The sequence below is a fragment of the Xenorhabdus cabanillasii genome (assembly GCF_003386665.1).
GTDB classification, from domain to species: domain Bacteria; phylum Pseudomonadota; class Gammaproteobacteria; order Enterobacterales; family Enterobacteriaceae; genus Xenorhabdus; species Xenorhabdus cabanillasii.
Window position 1 is genome coordinate 1 of the sequence record NZ_QTUB01000001.1, and the last position, 22,105, is coordinate 22,105.

The 22,105-nt window shown below is 44.0% G+C and carries 19 protein-coding genes, 1 rRNA gene and 1 pseudogene; 17 read left to right on the forward strand and 4 right to left on the reverse strand.

The window, feature by feature from the left end:
- A 16S ribosomal RNA gene (locus tag BDD26_RS00005) occupies positions 1-1,530 on the reverse strand; the annotation flags it as partial.
- A gap of 524 nt (positions 1,531-2,054) precedes the next feature.
- Between BDD26_RS00005 and mdtD the strand changes: the two genes are divergently transcribed.
- The gene (gene mdtD / locus BDD26_RS00015) at positions 2,055-3,452 is read left to right on the forward strand and encodes a multidrug transporter subunit MdtD (RefSeq protein ID WP_115825225.1); all 1,398 of its coding nucleotides are present in this window, start codon (positions 2,055-2,057) and stop codon (positions 3,450-3,452) included.
- A gap of 94 nt (positions 3,453-3,546) precedes the next feature.
- Here mdtD and BDD26_RS00020 read toward each other — a convergent pair.
- A pseudogene (locus BDD26_RS00020) lies at positions 3,547-3,639 on the reverse strand (LacI family DNA-binding transcriptional regulator); the annotation flags it as partial.
- A 3-nt stretch (positions 3,640-3,642) separates the two neighbouring features.
- A complete protein-coding gene (rbsK, locus tag BDD26_RS00025; protein ID WP_115825226.1) occupies positions 3,643-4,572 on the reverse strand; it encodes a ribokinase in 930 nt (309 codons plus the stop codon).
- Between the two features lie 260 nt (positions 4,573-4,832).
- Here rbsK and ravA point away from each other — a divergent pair, with 260 nt between their 5' ends.
- Together ravA and viaA are read left to right on the forward strand one after the other, a co-directional pair.
- On the forward strand, positions 4,833-6,347 hold the full coding sequence (gene ravA / locus BDD26_RS00030) for an ATPase RavA (protein ID WP_115825227.1): 1,515 nt from the start codon (positions 4,833-4,835) through the stop codon (positions 6,345-6,347).
- Positions 6,341-7,798 (forward strand): ATPase RavA stimulator ViaA, encoded by a 1,458-nt coding sequence (gene viaA / locus BDD26_RS00035; protein WP_115825228.1) that lies wholly within the window; start codon positions 6,341-6,343, stop codon positions 7,796-7,798. The genes ravA and viaA overlap by 7 nt, the downstream gene beginning before the upstream one ends.
- A 36-nt stretch (positions 7,799-7,834) precedes the next feature.
- Here the strand turns inward: viaA and asnA are convergent, their stop codons facing one another.
- Positions 7,835-8,827 (reverse strand): aspartate--ammonia ligase, encoded by a 993-nt coding sequence (gene asnA / locus BDD26_RS00040; protein ID WP_115825229.1) that lies wholly within the window; start codon positions 8,825-8,827, stop codon positions 7,835-7,837.
- 166 nt (positions 8,828-8,993) lie between these two features.
- Here asnA and asnC point away from each other — a divergent pair, with 166 nt between their 5' ends.
- The 14 genes from asnC to glmU all read left to right on the forward strand — a co-directional run bounded on the left by asnC (position 8,994) and on the right by glmU (position 22,080).
- A complete protein-coding gene (gene asnC, locus BDD26_RS00045; RefSeq protein ID WP_038266994.1) occupies positions 8,994-9,455 on the forward strand; it encodes a transcriptional regulator AsnC in 462 nt (153 codons plus the stop codon).
- 91 nt (positions 9,456-9,546) lie between these two features.
- A complete protein-coding gene (mioC, locus tag BDD26_RS00050) occupies positions 9,547-9,987 on the forward strand; it encodes an FMN-binding protein MioC (RefSeq protein WP_047679051.1) in 441 nt (146 codons plus the stop codon).
- Between the two features lie 382 nt (positions 9,988-10,369).
- On the forward strand, positions 10,370-12,259 hold the full coding sequence (mnmG, locus tag BDD26_RS00055) for a tRNA uridine-5-carboxymethylaminomethyl(34) synthesis enzyme MnmG (RefSeq protein ID WP_115825230.1): 1,890 nt from the start codon (positions 10,370-10,372) through the stop codon (positions 12,257-12,259).
- 12 nt (positions 12,260-12,271) lie between these two features.
- Complete coding sequence (gene rsmG, locus BDD26_RS00060) at positions 12,272-12,892, forward strand: 16S rRNA (guanine(527)-N(7))-methyltransferase RsmG (protein ID WP_115825231.1); 621 nt, start codon at positions 12,272-12,274, stop codon at positions 12,890-12,892.
- Positions 12,893-13,501: 609 nt separating this feature from the next.
- On the forward strand, positions 13,502-13,879 hold the full coding sequence (atpI, locus tag BDD26_RS00065; RefSeq protein WP_038266981.1) for a F0F1 ATP synthase subunit I: 378 nt from the start codon (positions 13,502-13,504) through the stop codon (positions 13,877-13,879).
- Positions 13,880-13,910: 31 nt separating this feature from the next.
- Positions 13,911-14,735 (forward strand): F0F1 ATP synthase subunit A, encoded by an 825-nt coding sequence (gene atpB / locus BDD26_RS00070; RefSeq protein ID WP_038266978.1) that lies wholly within the window; start codon positions 13,911-13,913, stop codon positions 14,733-14,735.
- Between the two features lie 50 nt (positions 14,736-14,785).
- Positions 14,786-15,028 (forward strand): F0F1 ATP synthase subunit C, encoded by a 243-nt coding sequence (gene atpE / locus BDD26_RS00075; RefSeq protein WP_038266976.1) that lies wholly within the window; start codon positions 14,786-14,788, stop codon positions 15,026-15,028.
- Between the two features lie 68 nt (positions 15,029-15,096).
- Positions 15,097-15,567: a F0F1 ATP synthase subunit B gene (gene atpF, locus BDD26_RS00080; protein ID WP_038266973.1), complete on the forward strand. Its 471-nt coding sequence runs from the start codon at positions 15,097-15,099 to the stop codon at positions 15,565-15,567.
- Positions 15,568-15,579: 12 nt separating this feature from the next.
- Positions 15,580-16,113 carry a F0F1 ATP synthase subunit delta gene (gene atpH / locus BDD26_RS00085; RefSeq protein ID WP_038266970.1) on the forward strand — a complete coding sequence of 178 codons (534 nt, stop codon included), beginning with the start codon at positions 15,580-15,582 and terminating at the stop codon, positions 16,111-16,113.
- Between the two features lie 14 nt (positions 16,114-16,127).
- Positions 16,128-17,669, forward strand: a complete 1,542-nt coding sequence (gene atpA, locus BDD26_RS00090) for a F0F1 ATP synthase subunit alpha (protein ID WP_115825232.1) — start codon at positions 16,128-16,130, stop codon at positions 17,667-17,669.
- Between the two features lie 71 nt (positions 17,670-17,740).
- Entirely contained in the window at positions 17,741-18,604 is an 864-nt protein-coding gene (gene atpG / locus BDD26_RS00095) for a F0F1 ATP synthase subunit gamma (RefSeq protein ID WP_038267015.1), read from the forward strand.
- 34 nt (positions 18,605-18,638) lie between these two features.
- Positions 18,639-20,021, forward strand: a complete 1,383-nt coding sequence (gene atpD / locus BDD26_RS00100; RefSeq protein WP_038266964.1) for a F0F1 ATP synthase subunit beta — start codon at positions 18,639-18,641, stop codon at positions 20,019-20,021.
- A gap of 21 nt (positions 20,022-20,042) precedes the next feature.
- A complete protein-coding gene (locus tag BDD26_RS00105; RefSeq protein WP_038266961.1) occupies positions 20,043-20,465 on the forward strand; it encodes a F0F1 ATP synthase subunit epsilon in 423 nt (140 codons plus the stop codon).
- Positions 20,466-20,700: 235 nt separating this feature from the next.
- Positions 20,701-22,080, forward strand: a complete 1,380-nt coding sequence (gene glmU / locus BDD26_RS00110) for a bifunctional UDP-N-acetylglucosamine diphosphorylase/glucosamine-1-phosphate N-acetyltransferase GlmU (protein ID WP_115827463.1) — start codon at positions 20,701-20,703, stop codon at positions 22,078-22,080.
- The last annotated feature ends 25 nt before the right edge of the window (positions 22,081-22,105 follow it).

Genomic DNA, 22,105 nt, shown 5'->3' on the forward strand with positions numbered 1-22,105 from the left:
ACCGCAGGTTCCCCTACGGTTACCTTGTTACGACTTCACCCCAGTCATGAGTCACAAAGTGGTCAGCGCCCTCCCGCAGGTTAAGCTACCGACTTCTTTTGCCACCCACTCCCATGGTGTGACGGGCGGTGTGTACAAGGCCCGGGAACGTATTCACCGTAGCATGCTGATCTACGATTACTAGCGATTCCGACTTCATGGAGTCGAGTTGCAGACTCCAATCCGGACTACGACAGACTTTATGAGTTCCGCTTGCTCTCGCGAGGTCGCTTCTCTTTGTATCCGCCATTGTAGCACGTGTGTAGCCCTACTCGTCTGGGCCATGATGACTTGACGTCATCCCCACCTTCCTCCGGTTTATCACCGGCAGTCTCCCTTGAGTTCCCACCATCACGTGCTGGCAACAAAGGATAAGGGTTGCGCTCGTTGCGGGACTTAACCCAACATTTCACAACACGAGCTGACGACAGCCATGCAGCACCTGTCTCACGGTTCCCGAAGGCACTTCAGCATCTCTGCCAAATTCCGTGGATGTCAAGAGTAGGTAAGGTTCTTCGCGTTGCATCGAATTAAACCACATGCTCCACCGCTTGTGCGGGCCCCCGTCAATTCATTTGAGTTTTAATCTTGCGACCGTACTCCCCAGGCGGTCGATTTAACGCGTTAGCTCCGGAAGCCACACCTCAAGGGCACAACCTCCAAATCGACATCGTTTACGGCGTGGACTACCAGGGTATCTAATCCTGTTTGCTCCCCACGCTTTCGCACCTGAGCGTCAGTCTTCGTCCAGGGGGCCGCCTTCGCCACCGGTATTCCTCCACATCTCTACGCATTTCACCGCTACACGTGGAATTCTACCCCCCTCTACGAGACTCCAGCCAACCAGTCTTAGATGCCGTTCCCGGGTTAAGCCCGGGGATTTCACATCTAACTTAATTGGCCGCCTGCGTGCGCTTTACGCCCAGTAATTCCGATTAACGCTTGCACCCTCCGTATTACCGCGGCTGCTGGCACGGAGTTAGCCGGTGCTTCTTCTGCGGGTAACGTCAATCGTGAGCCCTGTTCAGACTCACGCCTTCCTCCCCGCTGAAAGTACTTTACAACCCGAAGGCCTTCTTCATACACGCGGCATGGCTGCATCAGGCTTGCGCCCATTGTGCAATATTCCCCACTGCTGCCTCCCGTAGGAGTCTGGGCCGTGTCTCAGTCCCAGTGTGGCTGGTCATCCTCTCAGACCAGCTAGGGATCGTCGCCTAGGTGAGCCCTTACCCCACCTACTAGCTAATCCCATCTGGGTTCATCCGATAGCGTGAGGCCCGAAGGTCCCCCACTTTGCTCCAAAGAGGTTATGCGGTATTAGCCACCGTTTCCAGTGGTTATCCCCCTCTATCGGGCAGATCCCCAGACATTACTCACCCGTCCGCCGCTCGTCAGCAAAAGTGCAAAAGCCCTTTCCTGTTACCGCCCGACTTGCATGTGTTAGGCCTGCCGCCAGCGTTCAATCTGAGCCATGATCAAACTCTTCAATTAAAAGTGTTTGATGCTCAAAGAATTTCACTGTTCAGTATCGCAATGAATTAACTGTTTCAGTCACTCTTCAAGACTTGAATCTTTTTCGCCTTGCGGCGTTGATCGTGTCCTGCGAGTGCCCACACAGATTGTCTGATTAATTTGTTAAAGAGCATGGGCAACCGAACTTCCGTTCCGGGTTGCGAGGCGGCGTATCTTACGCTTTTTGCCTCCGGAGTCAAGCGTTTATTTTCGCTTTTCTCCGACTTTCCTCAGCGGCTTGTCTCAGCGCTGCGTCGGTCAGTGGTGGCGCATTATAGGGTGTTTTTCGGCGCTGACAATAGTTTTTTTGCATTTTTTTTCTGTTCGCGTTTTTTTTCAACAAAAGCGGCAAAAAAGTTCTTTTTTCACTCAATAAATGGTGCTATTGACAACAATTTTAAAATCCATGCAGTGCAACTCGAAATCTGTTGGGTATATTTTTATGTATTAAAATGTTACTTAGTTACTAAAATTGTCATGATTACAACATAACAGGACTTCTAATGGTCAAATCCGCACGCAGTATGTCGGGATTACCTTGGATTGCAGCAATGGCTTTTTTTATGCAATCTCTGGATGCAACAATCCTTAATACCGCACTGCCGGCAATTGCTAAAAGCCTTAACCATTCTCCACTAGCAATGCAGCCAGCTATCGTTAGTTACACGTTAACTGTAGCGATGTTGATTCCTGTTAGCGGTTGGTTGGCTGATAGATTTGGCACTCGGCGGATTTTTATTTATGCCGTATCCCTCTTTTCTTTAGGTTCTCTCGCCTGCGCATTATCCAGCTCTCTCTCTTTTTTAGTGATTTCACGCGTTGTTCAAGGGATTGGCGGCGCTATGATGATGCCTGTTGCTCGTTTGGCTTTATTAAGGGCTTACCCGCGTAGTGAACTGCTATCTGTTCTGAATTTTGTCACAATGCCAGGATTACTTGGCCCAATTTTAGGCCCTCTTCTTGGAGGAGTGTTAGTGACTTACGCAACATGGCATTGGATATTTATTATCAATATTCCCATCGGTTTACTGGGTATTGTTTACGCCAGAAAACATATGCCCAATTTTACCATGCCAAAAAGCCCTTTTGATTTTCTGGGCTTCATAATGTTCAGCTCGGGCTTAGTAATGCTTTCGGTCAGTCTGGATTTATTTGGTAATGATACGTTGTCTAATTATGTTCCGGCAGCAGTGTTAGCTGTAGGTATCATTATGCTGTCTGGGTATTGTATCTATGCCCAAAGGCATCCCAATCCACTTATTGATCTCAAGTTATTTGAAACCAGAACATTTTCAGTTGGTATCAGCAGTAATATTGCTACCCGTTTGAGTACAGGATCACTTTCTTTTCTTATTCCACTAATGCTACAGGTCGGTTTTGGTTACTCAGCAATTATTGCAGGTATTATGATGGCACCAAATGCTATTGGTTCTATTATGGCAAAATCTTTTGTCACCCAGATACTGGCCAGATTCGGATACAGAAATACTCTATTTTGGGTCACTGTTATTATTGGATTAATGATTGCCCAGTTTTCGCTACAATCACCAGCATTGTCACTCGTGTTTTTGATCATTCCTCTATTTATATTGGGAATGGTTATGTCTACTCAATTTACAGCAATGAACACAATTACTCTTGGTGACTTAAATGATAATAATGCAAGTGCCGGAAATAGTCTGCTGGCGGTGTCTCAACAGTTATCCATCAGCTTAGGTGTCACAGTCAGTGCCGCAATCCTGCGATTTTATGAGTCAATAAGTTATGGTTCTACAATAGATCACTTTCACTATACATTTATCACTATAGGTTCGATTACCTTGATTTCTGCTTTTATCTTTCTGCTCTTAAATAAAGAGGATGGCAGCAATTTGGTTAAGAAAAAGCGACCTAAAAAATGATGCTGTCAATGCTGGCCTACAAAATCACGCTCAAATAAGTTTCGGTGTCAATGTTAATTGTTTCGATTCACCATCTGGGTTATCCATTCGATAGAGCAACATATCGATGGCTAATATTGTTAATCACATAACAAACCGTCGATGTCGATACACCTGCAAAACGGGCAACGTTCTTCATGGTAGCCACGGATTAACCCTGTTCAGCCAGAAATGCATCAATTTCACTTCGCCACGGAACAGAAGGCTGCGCGCCATGACGTGTCACAGCTATTGCCGCTGCGGCATGAGCAAAACGAATCGCCGATAATATTTCTTTCCCTTCTAACAATCCCGTCACTAAAGCACCATTAAATGTATCTCCTGCTGCAATCGTATCAATGGCTTTTACCTCAAACCCGGATACAACTTTTCCTTGTTTACCTTTCTCGCTAAGCCATACTCCACGACTTCCCAACGTGATGATAACTGTTTCGATGCCTTTATTATGCAACGACTGAGCTGCTTTTTCGGCTCCGGCATCACCTGTTACAGAGACTCCTGTCAGAAACTCTGCTTCTGTTTCATTGGGTGTGATAATATCCACTAGAGAAAGTAGCCGATCTGAGATTTTTTGGGCTGGAGCAGGATTCAAAATCACTTTAGTGTTGTGCTTTTTCGCTGTTTCCGCAGCAAGTTGCACTGTGTCCAATGGCGTTTCAAGTTGTAGTAACAATGCATCTGCGTCTTTGATCACTTGCTCATAACGGCAGAGATATTCTGGTGTGAGCGCACCATTCGCTCCTGCATTAATGCCAATGACGTTTTCTCCCTGCTGATCGACAAAAATCAGCGCTACGCCAGTTGCTTCACCAGCAATAACTTCAATGGCAGAAGTATTGATATTATCTTTCACCAGTTGTTGGAGGACCCGTTCCCCAATATCATCCTGCCCGACACAAGCAATAAAAGTAATGTCAGCCCCGCAACGGCCAGCAGCAACCGCCTGATTTGCCCCTTTTCCTCCGAATGCTACCTGATACCGCTCGCCCTGCACGGTTTCTCCCGGCTGAGGAAATGATTTGAGGTTTAAGATGTGATCGACATTGATGCTACCCATCACGGCCAGTTTTGCCATACTCATTGTATTTATTCCTGCTAAATAATTTCTGCTTAATAACAATGCAGCGATCAAAACTGACAGCCACACGATAACAACGATTATTTTTTGTTAACCAATTCCAATTCAACGGGAATTAAGTATCCCTAGGCTAATGTTAGATCAATTCCCTGAGTAGACTCAGGACAACAAAAGCTCAATAAATTCTCATTAAAGTCTTTGCATAGAATACATTTTACCTATAAATAAATGGAGGTAATTATTCAAACTGCGGTGTTCACGGTATGCAATTGGTTGAGAAAATATCCAGACTAAGCCAGTATCTGGAAAGTGGGCTATATGAAAGACGACAAGCTATTCGTCTTTGTCTGCTGGCAGCCTTATGTGGAGAAAATGTTTTTCTTCTTGGCCCGCCGGGGATAGCTAAGAGTCTGATCGCACGCCGGCTAAAATTTGCATTTCAGCGTGCTCATGCTTTTGAATATTTAATGACACGCTTTTCCACTCCAGAAGAAATTTTCGGCCCCCTCTCGATTCAAGCACTCAAAGATGAAGGGCGTTACCAACGCCTTACTGAAGGCTATTTACCGGAAGCAGAAATTGTTTTTCTGGATGAAATCTGGAAAGCGGGACCTGCCATTTTGAATACGTTGCTGACAGCAATTAATGAAAAAAAATTCAGAAATGGTAATCAGGAAGAGCAGTTACCAATGAGGTTGTTGATCACTGCTTCCAATGAACTGCCTGATGCCGATAATGGCCTGGAAGCCCTTTATGATCGCCTATTGATCCGCCTCTGGCTGGACAATATTCAAGAAAAGAAAAGTTTTCGTGCTCTACTCACCGATCACCGTGATGAAAAAGCCAACCCTGTACCGGATCATTTTCAAATTACAGATGAAGAGTTTGCTCAATGGCAGGAGAAAATAAGTCACATATCTTTACCGGATCCTATTTTCGAGTTGATCTATCAACTGTGTCAGCAAATTAATGCTACAGAAAATGTCTCCCGCGTATCGGATCGCCGATGGAAAAAGTCCATTCGTTTGCTACAAGCCAGTGCATTTTTCAGTGGGAGAAACAGTATATCTCCACTGGATCTGGTGTTATTAAAAAATTGCCTGTGGCACGATCTAAATAGCTTAAAATTTTTGCCACAACTCCTGCATAACTTATTGACAGAACAAGCTTATCAACAACGTGTCTTGATGCAAAAAATGGATAAGCTATACCAACAGTGGGTAAACTCCAGACAAGATGAAAATCATCATTTCCCTCTGCAACTAATCGCAAAAACATCATTTTTTGGTCGTCATACACACTATACTCTCCCGGAAAATATCTATGAAAAAAAGCTGACACTATTTCTGTATCCTTCATTAAATCTACATAATCTTGCTGTTAACTTTATCGAAATAGATAAAAACACGCTGGAAAATTCACTTAAAAATAACAATGGACTATTGCTTATTCGATTAAACGGAATGGGTTTTCCACAAAAAATTTCTTTTGAAATCAATAAAAAAAATCAGATTGAAATTCTGGATACCAGCCGAAAAAGTGCAGTTTTATACCGTTTTGAACAACAGACAACCCTGGAAGAAAAGGAAAAGGTGCAATGGAATGAAAAATGGCTTTCTATACATGAAGAAATTCAACAACAACACCAATTATTCAATCAACATCAACCCTGCTTATTTATAGAAGAACACTGGATTGCCAATATTGAGCAAAGTTTTCTCCAATTAACCGAAAGGTTAAAACAGCTACGATCAAAAGTGGGGGTAGTAACATGCTAGCTCTGACAACACTTGATCTTTTGCTCGCCATTAATGAAGGTGAATTGATAGAGGAAACTATTTCAACGCTATTAAGTTCTCCTCAATTGGTAGTTTTCTTTAAAAAATTCCCCAAACTTAAAAAATCATTACAGAGAGACTTTCCAGACTGGCAGCACACATTACAGCAAAGGATCAAAGATGCCATTATTCCTGTTCTTTTAGCCGAAGAATTTCTGTTATATCAACAAATAGCAATCACAGAATCTGCTGTTTTTTATCGGCAACTTCCTCAGCTTGTCGAAAAACTCCAGCAAATCCAGTCTCCTTTTGCTAATGATGCTTACACGTTGTGCGAAACATTATCTGAACACAGCCATGCAGGATATATGCTGTTTATTCAACGCTGGCGTAGCAGTTTGATCCTACAGGTCACAAAATTTCACAGGATACTACTCGAACAAGAAAAAGATCAGTTGCTGGCAGAGATCCAGAAACGATTGGAACTCACCAGTAACCTCGATCCAATATTTAATGAAAATGATCGTGCAACGGGGCGGCTATGGGATATGAGCAAGGGACAACTTCATCTGACAGAACATAAAATATCATTAATCACCCAACATGCTGAATTTCTCAAGCAACAGCCCGAACTGGAAAAACTGGCCCAATTACTAGGCCGTAACCAAGCTGCTAAATCAATTCCAAAAAATAGTTCTGTCCTGGAAGCCTTTCCCAAAATTGAACGTATGCCAGATACTGTACCGGAGCAGATAAACGGACTTCAACAGAGTGACGATATCCTGAGACTTTTACCCACAGAGCTGTCCATGTTGGGGATTAAGGATCTGGAGTATGATTTTTATCGTCGGCTGATAGAAAAAAAATTACTGACTTATCGTCTGCAAGGGGATAACTGGCAGACAAAAACCGCATTAAAATCCGTTATTCACCATAACAATGAAGAACAACCCCGGGGACCATTTATTGTCTGTGTAGATACTTCTGGCTCAATGGGAGGGTTTAATGAGCGTTGTGCCAAAGCATTCTGCCTGGCATTGATGCGCATTGCTCTGGCTGATAACCGTCAATGCCATATCATATTGTTCTCCACTGAGATTATTCATTATGATTTAACATCACAGGATGGGCTGACTCAGGCTGTACATTTTCTGGGACAAACATTTAGAGGGGGAACCGATCTGGCCTTCTGCCTTAAAACAGTAACGGAGAAAATGAAAGAGTCTATCTGGAGAAATGCTGACGCTGTTGTTATTTCAGATTTCATTGCCCAGCGTTTGCCGGAAGAGCTAATCCATCAGATACAAAATCTGCAACAGCACCAAAAACACCGCTTCCATGCGGTATCCCTGTCCAATTACGGGAAGCCCGGTATCATGCGGATATTTGATCATATTTGGCGCTTTGATACCGGAATTACAAGTCGTTTACTACGAAGATGGCGGCATTGAGCCAAAAACCATCCGACTAAAATTTATAACGCAGCCTTACAGAACACCTTCGACAGATTCAATAATCTCCGGTGACCAAACACCACACTGAACCTGACCTATGTGTGTCATTTGCAACAGCAACATCACTAAGCGAGATTGGCCAATACCACCACCGATGGTCTGTGGCATGTCACCTTTTAGCAGAGACTGATGCCAGTCGTATTGCAAACGCTCTTCATCACCAGTCAGTACAAGCTGACGTTCCAGTGCTTCAACATCAACACGGATACCCATTGAAGAAATTTCAAATGCACCCTGCAAAACAGGGTTCCAGACGATAATGTCACCGTTCAGACCTAAAAAACCATCGCTGTTTGGTGTCGTCCAATCGTCATAATCCGGTGCACGAACATCATGTGCCTGACCATCAGACAACTTACCGCCGATCCCCATCAGGAAAATAGCACCAAATTCTTTGGCTGCTTCACGCTCACGACCTTTAGCATCCAGACCAGGATAACGTTTCAGAAGCTCTTCACTGTGAATGAAGTGAATTTGATCTGGCAGGAACGGTGCCAGACCAAACTCCTTACTTACTGCTTTTTGTGTTTCTTTTATCGCTTCGTAGATTTTACCTACTGTCTGTTTTAGATAGTCGAGTGAGCGGTGACCTTCACCAACCACTTTTTCCCAATCCCACTGATCAACAAAGACCGAATGGATAGGAGTCAGGCGATCCTCATCAGGACGCAAGGCTTTCATGTGAGTATACAATCCTTGTTCTGCTTGAAAACCAAAGCGACCTAATGTCTTGCGTTTCCATTTAGCCAGAGAATGAACTACTTCAAAAGTTGCATCAGGCAATGTTTTAACTTTCACCTGTACAGCTTTCTCGTGGCCTGACAGGTTGTCCTGAGTTCCATCACCAAGACGGCTCAAAATTGGCCCCTGCACTTCGATTAAACCAAGTTGCTTCTCTAGCAGGCGTGAAAAGTAAGATTTCACAAAACTAATCTGTTGCTGTTTTTCAATAAAGGATGTTTTCATGATGCTACTCTCAAAATTTTTTAGTGACCCTGTGTCTTGTTGATATAGATTAAGCAACAAAATGGGGTATAAATTCAATATATAATAATAAAAATATCTAGTAATATTTATAAACGATAATTTTTACACTATAAAAATGAATATTATTCAAAAATAGGGATTAAAAATGGCAGAAATTTATCAGATCGACAATTTAGACCGTGACATCCTTCACGCTTTGATGGATAACGCACGTACACCTTACGCAGAATTAGCCAAAAAATTCGCAGTCAGCCCAGGAACAATCCATGTCCGTGTGGAAAAAATGAAACAGGCAGGGATTATTTCAGGTACTCGAGTTGATATCAGTGTTAAGCAACTAGGGTTCGATGTGTGCTGTTTTATTGGCATTATCCTGAAAAGTGCTAAGGATTATCCGGCCGCATTACAGAAACTCGATAAGCTGGATGAAGTGGTTGAAGTTTATTACACCACTGGACATTACAGTATATTTATCAAGGTAATGTGTCGTTCTATCGAATCTCTCCAGGATGTACTTATCAACAAGATCCAGACTATTGAAGAAATCCAGTCAACAGAGACGTTGATCTCCCTGCAAAACCCGATCATGAGGACAATCAGACCCTGAAATGAAAAGTACATAACCATATTATCCACAAGTAGATACCAGAAGATTCACAACGTACAATAGTTATTCTTTAACGTTAACAAGGATCACAATGAGCACGATAACTTTAATCAGCGGCAGTACTATGGGTAGCGCTGAATATGTTGCTGAACACATGGCTGAGATCTTGGAAAATCACAGTTTTTCAACAAAAGTACTACACGGCCCTTCATTAGATGATCTTCCTCTGGAAGGGTTGTGGCTTGTAGTCACATCAACACATGGAGCTGGCGATTTACCGGAAAACCTACAACCTTTCGCAGATGCGATCATACAACAGCAACCTGATCTCAGTCGTGTGACATTTGGTGCAGTTGGTATTGGTAGTTCTGAATATGACACATTTTGTGGTGCTATAAGATCATTGGAACAGTTATTGGAAGATCATAAAGCAAAAAGGATCGGCGATCGGCTGGAAATAGATATCCAACAACACGAAATCCCCGAAGATCCAGCCGAAGAATGGGTCAAAGAGTGGGCAAAGTTACTCTGATCAGATTAAAAATATAGCAATTGACTGTGGATAACTTTGATGAAAAGCAGGGGTTAACTCGTAGTTATCCATTTAATAACCGAGTTTCAATCTATCGGCTGTGAATAACATGGCTTTTAGATCCCAGTTTATACTGTATTGGATCACGGATCATTCACAGCAAATGATCCTTTTCAGCGTTATGATCTTTCTATAGAAAATTCACTTATCCACAGATGATCGCGATCCTAATAAAAGATCCAATAAAGAGATCTTTAAATAAAAAGATCTTATTTTAAATAATGATGATCAACTGCTACTTGGTCTAACGTCCAAACTTGAGTAGAATTCTCTTCCCCAATGCAAATTCATACGAAGCATTCTTACAATTAAAGGTTCGCACATGTTTTATCCAGAGCATTTTGACGTCATCATTATCGGCGGTGGTCACGCTGGTACTGAAGCAGCAATGGCAGCCGCACGTATGGGACGTCAAACCTTATTACTGACTCACAATATTGATACTTTGGGCCAGATGTCATGTAATCCAGCCATTGGTGGGATCGGTAAAGGGCATCTGGTAAAAGAGATCGATGCACTTGGCGGTCTGATGGCAAAAGCAACCGATCTGGCTGGTATTCAGTTCAGAACACTCAATGCCAGCAAAGGTCCAGCTGTTCGAGCTACACGTGCACAAGCAGATCGTGTACTGTACCGACAGGCTGTGAGAACCGCACTGGAAAATCAACCTAACTTAATGATCTTCCAACAATCCGTTGAAGATCTTATCGTTGAAAATGACACTGTTACTGGTGTTGTTACACGTATGGGTTTGAAATTTAAGGCAAAGTCTGTTGTTTTAACAGTAGGTACTTTCCTTGACGGCAAAATTCATATTGGTTTAGAAAATTACAGTGGCGGACGTGCTGGTGATCCTCCTGCGATCGCTTTATCACATCGTTTACGTAAATTACCTCTGCGTGTTTCTCGTCTGAAAACAGGTACTCCACCTCGTATCGATGCTCGAACCATTGACTTTAGCCAGCTCGAACAACAATTCGGTGATAACCCAACACCTGTATTCTCATTCATGGGTAATATGGATCAACACCCGCAGCAGATCCCATGTTATATCACCCATACCAACGAAAAAACCCATGAAGTGATCCGGAATAACTTGGATCGCAGCCCGATGTATGCGGGGATCATTGAAGGGATCGGCCCGCGCTATTGTCCTTCTATCGAAGATAAAGTCATGCGTTTCGCAGATCGTAACGCACATCAGATCTTCCTTGAACCAGAAGGACTCACCAGCAACGAAATTTATCCGAACGGGATCTCAACCAGTCTGCCGTTTGACGTACAAATGCAGATCGTTCACTCCATGAAAGGAATGGAAAACGCACGTATTGTTCGTCCGGGTTATGCGATCGAATATGATTTCTTTGATCCACGTGATTTAAAACAAACACTGGAAAGTAAATTTATTAACGGTCTGTTCTTTGCTGGACAGATCAACGGTACGACAGGTTATGAAGAAGCAGCAGCACAAGGATTGCTGGCAGGCTTAAACGCTGCCTGTTATACCACAGGTGAAGAGGGATGGTTCCCTCGTCGTGATCAAGCCTATGTTGGCGTTCTGGTTGATGATCTATGCACATTGGGAACAAAAGAACCCTACCGGATGTTTACATCACGTGCAGAATATCGCTTGATGTTACGTGAAGACAATGCGGATCTTCGTTTGACTGAAAAAGGTCGTGAACTGGGGTTAGTTGATGATCTGCGTTGGGAACATTATTCCCGCAAAGTTGAAATGATCGAACAAGAGCGCCAGCGTTTACGCGACATCTGGGTTCATCCAAAATCTGACAATTTGGATGAAATCAATCAAGTGCTGAAAACACCACTGTCAAAAGAAGCCAATGGTGAAGATTTACTGCGTCGCCCGGAAATGAACTACGAATTGCTGACATCAATGCCACGTTTTGCACCGGGGCTGACAGAACCTCAAGCAGCAGATCAGGTTGAAATCCAGGTAAAATACGAAGGTTATATTGCCCGCCAGCAAGAAGAGATCGAAAAACAACTGCGCAATGAAAACACGGCATTACCTGTCGATCTGGATTATAAACAAGTCAGTGGGCTTTCCAATGAAGTTGTTGCAAAACTAAATGACCATAAACCAAGTTCAATTGGTCAAGCTTCACGTATTTCTGGTATCACACCAGCAGCGATCTCCATCTTACTGGTATGGCTGAAAAAACAGGGTTTATTGCGCCGTAGTGCCTAAGAGGACAAAGTTTTGCTTAACAAATTGGAATCTCTGTTGGCGAAGACCGACATTATTTTATCGTTGGAGCAGAAACAACAGCTTATTGCTTATGTAGATATGCTCAACAAATGGAATAAGGCTTACAATCTGACATCTGTTCGGGAGCCTGAGCAGATGTTAGTCCGGCATATCATGGATAGCATTGTCGTTAATCCATTTTTGCAGGGAACACGGTTTATTGATGTTGGTACGGGGCCTGGTTTGCCAGGTATTCCCTTGGCTATTGTGCGACCTGATTCTCATTTCACCTTATTGGATAGTCTGGGAAAACGAGTTCGTTTTTTGCGTCAGGTTCAACATGAATTGGGCCTCAATAACATTGAACCAGTACAGAGCAGGGTAGAGGAGTTTATTCCTGAAGTGCTTTTTGACGGCGTGATCAGCAGAGCTTTTGCATCTTTACAAGATATGTTGTCATGGTGTCATCATCTCCCTGAAACCAATAATGGGCATTTTTATGCTCTGAAAGGTGTGTTGCCGGAAGATGAGCTGGCTCAGTTACCTTTAGGGATCAGTCTTGATACCGTGGTTCCTCTGCAAATACCAGAACTAGAAGGGCAGCGTCATTTGGTTGTACTTAAACAAAACTGACTTTGCTGTTTATCAATAAAAGCTTAAATAATTAGTAACGCCAATCATAGTTATATTGTTACGGGTGTTACTAATTATATCCTCCTATTGTTTCATCTTTATTTACGGATAGATCACAGAAAAATAACTTTCATTTTATATTGAGCAAATTGTTCTTTCTAAGAAGGGGTGTCCATTTTCTTTATAAATAAATTTTAGAGAAAGTGTACAAAATAAACTTTTAAAATTTCTTAGTGATATATCAGATAAAAATTGATAGCTATAATATTAATTGTTTGATTTTATATGGAAAAATAAATGATTTTCATCACATATTTAATGGTTAGTGGTATTAATGTTTTAATTTAGTGTGATATGTATCACGTTTAATTTTTGAGTCGATAGATTAATCGTTACAAAATATTAAATGGTATTTGTGAGCAATCTACCATCAAAGTTAGAAATTTAAATAATTATTCACTTTTTCGCTACTTATGGATTGAATTCATTTTGGCTGCCCGTATAATTTGCACGTTTTTGTCACTTGACACTCTTAAACAAAGACAGTTTTATACAACATTCAGCAAAGCCTGATATGCAACGGTGTACTTCAGGGAGAAAACAAAAGTCATGTCTGTATCCCTTTATGGCGGTAGAATTGCACTGAAACTGTTACTTTTGCAGTTAATGACTTTTGTTATTCTCAGTGCGGCTTTTTATACCAGAAGTATCGAATGGGGTGTTTCTGCTTTTGCTGGTGGGTTGGCATATTGGCTACCAAACGTCATTTTTATGCTGCTTACCCACTTCCAAAAGGCAAAAGAACAGGATGTTCCTGTACGTATTGCATGGTTCTTCGCTATTGGGGAAGGGGTTAAGGTTATCATTTCGATAGCTATGCTGATAGTTGCCTTAGGGGTGTTCAAGGCGGCATTTGCACCACTTGGTGTGGCCTATTTAGCGGTGCTGATTGTGCAGATCATCGCACCTGCCGTAATGAACGGTTAGTGTTTTTAACAATAAAAGGGTAAAAAGCATCATGTCTGCATCAGGAGAAGTTTCAACTTCAGAGTACATAAGTCACCATCTGAGACACCTTCAGTTAGACTTACGTACTTTTGAGTTGGTCAATCCCCACGCTAGTGGCTATGAAGCGACGTTCTGGACGTTGAACATTGACTCGCTTTTTTTCTCCGTCGTATTAGGGATGTTGTTTCTGTTTGTATTCCGGAGAGTCGCGGTTCACGCTACTGATGGCGTACCGGGTAAATTCCAGACTGCAATAGAAATGATTATCGGTTTCGTTGATAACACGGTACGTGATATGTACCACGGGAAGAGCAAAGTGATTGCCCCTTTGGCTTTGACTGTGTTCGTCTGGGTGTTGTTGATGAACGCGTTGGACTTGCTGCCAATCGATTTCATTCCTTTGATCGGTGAACATGTCTTCGGCTTGCCTGCTCTGCGTATTGTTCCAACAGCAGATGTTAGTGTCACCTTGTCGATGGCGCTTGGCGTCTTTGTCCTCATCCTGTTCTATAGCATTAAGATGAAAGGAATTGGTGGTTTTGCGAAGGAGCTGACATTGCAGCCTTTCAATCATCCGCTATTTATTCCGATTAACTTAATTCTGGAAGGGGTCAGCTTGCTGTCTAAACCTATATCACTCGGTCTGCGACTGTTTGGTAATATGTATGCTGGCGAACTGATCTTTATTCTTATTACGGCTCTCTTACCGTTTTGGTCACAGTGGATGCTCAGCCTGCCATGGGCGATTTTCCACATACTGATTATTACGTTACAAGCCTTTATTTTCATGGTTCTGACGATCGTTTATCTGTCGATGGCATCTGAAGAGCATTAATTTCTAACAATCATTAATAGTGTTTTAACTGAAACAAACTGGAGACTGTCATGGATATAAACATGGATCTGCTGTACATAGCTGCCGCTATTCTGATGGGTTTGGCTGCTATCGGTGCTGCGATCGGTATCGGCATCCTTGGGGGCAAATTCTTGGAAGGCGCAGCTCGTCAGCCTGATCTGATCCCTCTGCTGCGTACTCAGTTCTTTATCGTTATGGGTCTGGTTGACGCCATCCCGATGATCGCTGTGGGCCTGGGCTTGTATATGATGTTCGCTGTCGGTACTAAGTAACTATACCAAAGTAACCAGCAGAACTGAAAATTACGCTGATTCATTAATTGAAATAGAGGTATTGTGCCGTGAATATTAACGCAACAATCCTCGGCCAGGCCATCGCGTTTGTCCTGTTTGTTTTGTTCTGTATGAAGTATGTATGGCCACCAATCATGGCGGCCATTGAAAAGCGTCAGAAAGAGATTGCTGACGGTTTGGCTTCAGCAGAGCGTGCTAAAAAGAACCTGGACTTAGCGCAAGCCAATGCGACCGACCAACTGAAAAAAGCGAAAGCAGATGCGCACGCTATCATCGAGCAGGCTAATAAACAAAAAGCCCAGATTATTGATGATGCTCGCGCGGAAGCAGAGCTGGAACGTAGCAAAATCCTCGCGCAAGGTCAGGCTGAAATTGAAGCTGAACGCAAGCGCGCTCGTGAAGAGCTACGTAAACAGGTGGCGATGTTGGCTATCGCAGGTGCCGAGAAAATCATCGAACGTTCCGTGGATGAAGCTGCTAACAGCGACATCGTTGATAAACTAGTCGCTGAACTGTAAGGAGGGAGGGGCATGTCTGAATTCGCTACTGTAGCTCGCCCCTACGCCAAAGCAGCTTTTGACTTTGCTGTGGAACACCAATCTCTCGAACATTGGCAGAACATGCTGGCGTTCGTTGCTGAGGTAACTCGCAATGAGCAGGTTGGTGAGCTGCTTTCCGGTTCATTGGCACCGGAAACGTTAGCCAATACCTTTATCACCATTTGTGGTGAGCAGGTAGATGAGCATGCTCGTAACTTTATTCGTGTAATGGCAGAAAATGGTCGCTTGCTGGTGTTGCCAGAAGTCTTCCAGCAATTTATCCAATTGCGTGCATCACTGGAATCAACTATCGATGTTGAAGTGATATCTGCATCCGAACTGAATGAGCAGCAGCAGGCTAAAATTTCTGCGGCGATGGAAAAACGTCTGTCACGCAAAGTGAAGCTGAATTGCAAAATTGACAAGTCTGTTATTGCCGGCGTGATTATCCGTGCGGGTGACATGGTGATCGATGGCAGTATTCGTGGCCGTCTGGATCGTTTAACAGACGTCTTGCAGTCTTAAGGGGACTGGAGCATATGCAACTGAATTCCACCGAAATCAGCGAACTGATCAAACAGCGTATTGCTCAGTTCAATGTCGTGAGCGAAGCTCACAATGAAGGTACGATTGTTTCCGTTAATGACGGTATCATTCGTATTCACGGTTTAGCCGATGTCATGCAGGGTGAAATGATCTCTCTGCCTGGCAACCGTTATGCAATTGCACTGAACCTGGAGCGTGACTCCGTTGGTGCTGTTGTGATGGGTCCGTATGCTGACTTGGCCGAAGGCATGAAAGTCAAATGTACTGGTCGTATTTTGGAAGTACCTGTTGGTCGTGGTCTGCTTGGCCGTGTTGTTAACACACTGGGTGAGCCAATCGATGGTAAAGGCGCTGTTGAGCATGATGGTTTCTCACCTGTTGAAGTCATTGCTCCGGGCGTTATCGATCGTCAATCCGTTGACCAGCCTGTCCAGACAGGTTACAAATCTGTTGATGCCATGATCCCAATCGGCCGTGGTCAGCGTGAGCTGGTTATCGGTGACCGTCAGACCGGTAAAACTGCTCTGGCTATCGATGCGATCATCAGCCAGCGTGATTCCGGTATCAAATGTATCTATGTTGCGATTGGTCAGAAAGCATCAACCATTTCTAACGTAGTTCGTAAATTGGAAGAGCACGGCGCACTGGAAAATACAATTGTCGTTGTTGCATCTGCTTCAGAGTCTGCGGCATTGCAATATCTGGCACCATACTCCGGCTGTGCGATGGGTGAATACTTCCGCGATCGTGGGGAAGATGCCCTGATTGTTTATGATGACTTGTCTAAACAGGCTGTTGCTTACCGTCAGATTTCTCTGTTGCTGCGTCGTCCACCTGGACGTGAAGCATTCCCAGGTGACGTTTTCTACCTGCACTCCCGTCTGCTGGAGCGTGCAGCGCGTGTTAGCGCTGACTATGTAGAAAAATTCACTAATGGTGAAGTGAAAGGCCAAACAGGTTCTCTGACCGCGTTGCCAATCATCGAAACCCAAGCTGGTGACGTTTCGGCATTCGTACCAACAAACGTTATCTCAATCACTGATGGTCAGATCTTCCTTGAATCGGCCCTGTTCAACGCAGGTATTCGTCCGGCAGTTAACCCAGGGATTTCTGTATCCCGTGTAGGTGGTGCTGCTCAGACCAAGATTATCAAGAAACTGTCTGGTGGTATTCGTACAGCTCTGGCTCAGTATCGTGAACTGGCGGCATTCTCCCAGTTTGCATCTGATTTGGATGATGCGACTCGTAAACAGTTGGATCACGGTCAGAAAGTTACTGAACTGCTGAAACAGAAACAGTACCAGCCAATGTCAATTGCGCAACAGGCTCTGTCTCTGTTTGCTGCTGAGCGTGGCTATCTGGAAGATGTCGAAATCGCGAAAGTGGTCAGTTTCGAATCGGCGCTGTTGGCATATGCCAGCCATGAACATGCTGATCTTCTGAAAGAGATTGACCAGTCTGGCGATTACAACGGAGAGATCGAAGCGAAGCTGAAGGCTCTGTTGGATTCCTTCAAGGCGACTCAGTCCTGGTAACACTATTCGGCCCTGTTTAATTTTCTTTAATGAAAAACATGGGCCGTCTGGTTGAATTCGGAGAAGCAGAAATGGCCGGCGCAAAAGAGATACGCACCAAAATCGCCAGTGTGCAAAACACGCAGAAAATCACTAAAGCGATGGAAATGGTCGCCGCGTCCAAAATGCGTAAAACGCAGGACCGCATGGCGGCCAGCCGTCCTTATGCAGAGACCATTCGCAGCGTGATTGGACACCTTGCGTTAGGGAATCTGGAATACAAACACCCATACCTTGAAGAGCGTGAAGTGAAACGCGTTGGGTATGTGGTTGTTTCGACTGACCGTGGTTTATGTGGCGGTTTGAACATTAACTTGTTCAAAAAATTGCTGATAGAAATGAAAGACTGGTCTGATAAAAAAGTCCAGGTTGATTTGGCACTTATTGGATCAAAAGCGGTTTCTTTCTTTTCTTCTGTTGGTGGCAACATTGTTGCCCAAGTAACAGGGATGGGAGATAACCCATCATTGTCCGAGTTGATCGGGCCAGTCAGCGTCATGATGCAAGCATATGACGAAGGGCGTCTGGATAAATTGTATATAGTGACAAACAAGTTCAACAATACAATGTCTCAGGTTCCGACAATCACTCAGTTATTGCCTCTGCCTGCCGGAGACGATGAAACACTGAAGAAGAAGTCCTGGGATTATCTGTATGAACCTGATCCTAAGGCGCTGTTGGATACCCTGCTGCGCCGCTATATAGAATCGCAAGTTTATCAGGGCGTCGTTGAAAACCTGGCTAGTGAACAGGCCGCACGAATGGTAGCGATGAAAGCCGCAACTGATAACGGCGGCAACCTGATCAAAGAGTTGCAGTTGGTTTACAACAAGGCTCGTCAGGCCAGCATCACTCAGGAACTCACCGAAATCGTTTCGGGTGCTTCTGCGGTTTAATAGCTAGGTTTACGAATTACGTAGAGGATTCAAGATGGCTACTGGAAAGATTATCCAGGTAATCGGCGCCGTGGTGGACGTCGAATTCCCTCAGGACAACGTACCAAAAGTGTACGATGCTCTTGAGGTTAAAAACGGTGAAGAAAAGCTGGTGCTGGAAGTTCAGCAGCAGTTAGGCGGTGGTATCGTTCGTTGTATTGCAATGGGGACCTCTGACGGTCTGCGCCGTAATTTAGACGTAGTTGATTTGGGGCATCCAATTGAAGTACCAGTAGGTGAAGCGACACTGGGTCGTATCATGAACGTACTGGGTGATCCAATTGATATGAAAGGTGAAATTGGCGAAAAAGAGCGCTGGTCAATTCACCGTACTGCACCAACCTATGAAGAGTTGTCTAACTCTCAGGAACTGCTGGAAACCGGTATTAAGGTTATGGACTTGATCTGCCCATTCGCAAAAGGGGGTAAGGTTGGTCTGTTCGGTGGTGCGGGTGTAGGTAAAACCGTTAACATGATGGAATTAATCCGTAACATCGCGGTCGAACACTCCGGTTACTCTGTATTTGCCGGTGTAGGTGAACGTACCCGTGAAGGTAACGACTTCTATCATGAAATGACGGATTCAAACGTACTGGACAAAGTATCTCTGGTATACGGCCAGATGAATGAGCCACCAGGGAACCGTCTGCGTGTTGCTCTGACTGGTCTGACTATGGCGGAAAAATTCCGCGATGAAGGCCGTGACGTTCTGTTGTTCGTCGATAACATTTATCGTTATACCCTGGCAGGTACAGAAGTGTCAGCATTGTTGGGCCGTATGCCATCTGCGGTAGGTTATCAGCCGACACTGGCGGAAGAGATGGGTGTTCTGCAAGAACGTATCACCTCAACCAAAACTGGCTCAATCACTTCCGTACAGGCCGTTTACGTTCCTGCGGATGACTTGACTGACCCATCACCAGCGACAACCTTTGCTCACTTGGATGCAACCGTTGTATTGAGCCGTCAGATTGCATCTCTGGGTATTTACCCGGCGGTTGACCCACTGGATTCAACCAGCCGTCAGCTTGACCCACTTGTTGTTGGTCAAGAGCACTATGATGTTGCTCGTGGTGTTCAGTCTATCCTGCAACGTTATCAGGAACTGAAAGACATTATCGCCATTCTGGGTATGGATGAACTGTCAGAAGATGACAAACTGGTTGTTGCTCGTGCTCGTAAGATCCAGCGCTTCCTGTCTCAGCCATTCTTCGTTGCAGAAGTATTTACCGGTTCACCAGGTAAGTTCGTTCCTCTGAAAGACACTATCCGTGGCTTCAAAGGCATCCTGAACGGTGATTATGACCACCTGCCAGAGCAGGCGTTCTACATGGTTGGTACCATCGAAGAAGCTGTGGAAAAAGCGAAAACGCTTTAATACGGCTGACGGGAGGTTGATATGGCTGCAATGACGTTCTCCCTGAACGTAGTCAGCGCTGAAAAACTGATGTTTGAAGGGCTGGTACAGAAAATTCAGGTGACTGGCAGTGAAGGTGAGTTGGGTATTTATCCTCAGCACACACCACTGCTTACTGCCATAAAACCGGGCATGATACGTATTGTTAAGCAGTTTGGTGAAGAAGAGTTTATCTACCTGTCAGGTGGTATTCTGGAAGTTCAGCCAAACGGCGTGATCGTACTGGCCGATACAGCGATCCGTGGTAAGGATTTGGATGAGGCCAAAGTGCTTGAAGCCAAGCGCAAGGCGGAAGAACATATCCGTAACTCCCACGGCGATGTTGATTATGCTCAGGCATCTGCTGAATTGTCGAAAGCGATTGCAAAACTTCGTGTAATCGAGATGACGAAAAAGCTGATGTAGAATTGACCCGATAAATTTCAGGTTTCAGCTGCACAAGCTATAACTTGAAAGATAAAGGGAACAGGCAGTAGATAAAAAGCCAGTTAGCTCTACTAACTGGCTTTTTTGCATTGCGAAATATGTAGCAATTTATTTCGTAAACAGGTTTACTTTCATACTTAAGATTGGAATTGTCAGGTTTCTTATGTCTATTACACCCAAAGCAATTGTTCCTAATCCAGTTATTCCTAAGCCAATGAGTGCAAAAAGTGTTGTTATTCTGGCCGCTGGCAAGGGAACCCGCATGTATTCTGACCTCCCTAAAGTTTTGCACTTATTGGCAGGCAAGCCGATGGTTCAACATGTTATTGATACAGCAATGGCATTGGGTGCTCAGCAAGTTCACCTGGTGTATGGGCATGGCGGTGATTTGATGAAACAAACACTTTCAAGCCAAAAAATTGCTAACCAAAAGCTAAATTGGGTACTGCAAGCAGAACAGTTAGGTACTGGCCATGCTATGCAGCAGGCAGCCCCACACTTTGCGGATGATGAAGATATTCTGATCCTCTATGGTGACGTGCCTCTGATTGCTAAAGATACGTTAGAGCGTCTTATCGAGGCTAAGCCAGAGGGGGGAATTGGTTTACTGACAGCTATTTTGGATAATCCAACCGGATATGGCCGTATTATTCGTGAAAATGGCGAAGTGACAGGCATTATCGAACAAAAAGATGCGACTGACGAACAACGTAAAATCAACGAAATCAACACCGGTATCTTGGTTGCGAATGGTGGTGATTTGAAACGCTGGTTATCCAAATTGGAAAACAATAATGCACAAGGTGAATATTATCTCACTGATGTTATTGCACTCGCACACAAAGAAGGTCGTCAGATAAAAGCAGTTCATCCAAGCCGTTTAAGTGAAATGGAAGGGGTTAATAATCGCCTTCAACTTTCTGCATTGGAACGTATTTACCAGTCTGAGCAGGCTGAAAAATTATTGCTGGCAGGCGTAATGTTACTGGATCCGGCTCGCTTTGATTTGCGCGGAACATTAGAACATGGGCGCGATATCATCATTGATACCAATGTGATTATTGAAGGTCATGTTGTATTGGGGAATAACGTTCAGATAGGCTCTGGCTGTATTCTGAAAAATTGCGTTATTGGTGATGGCGTAGTCATTAGCCCTTATACTGTAATTGAAGATTCTGAAATCGGCTCTGAATGTACTGTGGGGCCTTTTGCTCGTTTACGTCCAGGTTCTAAACTGGCGGAAAAAGCGCATGTTGGCAATTTCGTGGAAATGAAAAAATCTTCCCTTGGTAAAGGTTCCAAGGCAGGGCACCTGACTTATCTTGGTGATTCTGAAATTGGCAATAATGTGAATATTGGTGCAGGAACCATTACCTGTAACTATGATGGCGTCAATAAATTTAGAACCATTATTGGCGATGACGTATTTGTGGGTTCTGATAGCCAGTTTGTTGCACCTGTGAAAGTTGATAAAGGTGCCACTATTGGAGCAGGAACGACTGTAACAAAAGATGTTGCTGAGAATGAGCTGGTCATCAGCCGTGTCAGGCAAACTCATATTCAGGGCTGGAAACGTCCTGTTAAGAAAAAATAAAATATATACATAATAAAAATCCCCA

Coding starts and splice junctions, on each gene's coding strand:
- glmU (WP_115827463.1), top strand. CDS start 20,701: ATGAGTGCAAAAAGTGTTGTTATTCTGGCCGCTGGCAAGGGAACCCGC.
- mioC (WP_047679051.1), top strand. CDS start 9,547: ATGAGCACGATAACTTTAATCAGCGGCAGTACTATGGGTAGCGCTGAA.
- mdtD (WP_115825225.1), top strand. CDS start 2,055: ATGGTCAAATCCGCACGCAGTATGTCGGGATTACCTTGGATTGCAGCA.
- mnmG (WP_115825230.1), top strand. CDS start 10,370: ATGTTTTATCCAGAGCATTTTGACGTCATCATTATCGGCGGTGGTCAC.
- atpB (WP_038266978.1), top strand. CDS start 13,911: ATGTCTGCATCAGGAGAAGTTTCAACTTCAGAGTACATAAGTCACCAT.
- atpH (WP_038266970.1), top strand. CDS start 15,580: ATGTCTGAATTCGCTACTGTAGCTCGCCCCTACGCCAAAGCAGCTTTT.
- BDD26_RS00105 (WP_038266961.1), top strand. CDS start 20,043: ATGGCTGCAATGACGTTCTCCCTGAACGTAGTCAGCGCTGAAAAACTG.
- asnA (WP_115825229.1), bottom strand. CDS start 8,827: ATGAAAACATCCTTTATTGAAAAACAGCAACAGATTAGTTTTGTGAAA.
- ravA (WP_115825227.1), top strand. CDS start 4,833: ATGCAATTGGTTGAGAAAATATCCAGACTAAGCCAGTATCTGGAAAGT.
- rbsK (WP_115825226.1), bottom strand. CDS start 4,572: ATGAGTATGGCAAAACTGGCCGTGATGGGTAGCATCAATGTCGATCAC.
- atpG (WP_038267015.1), top strand. CDS start 17,741: ATGGCCGGCGCAAAAGAGATACGCACCAAAATCGCCAGTGTGCAAAAC.
- atpI (WP_038266981.1), top strand. CDS start 13,502: ATGTCTGTATCCCTTTATGGCGGTAGAATTGCACTGAAACTGTTACTT.
- atpD (WP_038266964.1), top strand. CDS start 18,639: ATGGCTACTGGAAAGATTATCCAGGTAATCGGCGCCGTGGTGGACGTC.
- viaA (WP_115825228.1), top strand. CDS start 6,341: ATGCTAGCTCTGACAACACTTGATCTTTTGCTCGCCATTAATGAAGGT.
- atpE (WP_038266976.1), top strand. CDS start 14,786: ATGGATATAAACATGGATCTGCTGTACATAGCTGCCGCTATTCTGATG.
- atpA (WP_115825232.1), top strand. CDS start 16,128: ATGCAACTGAATTCCACCGAAATCAGCGAACTGATCAAACAGCGTATT.
- asnC (WP_038266994.1), top strand. CDS start 8,994: ATGGCAGAAATTTATCAGATCGACAATTTAGACCGTGACATCCTTCAC.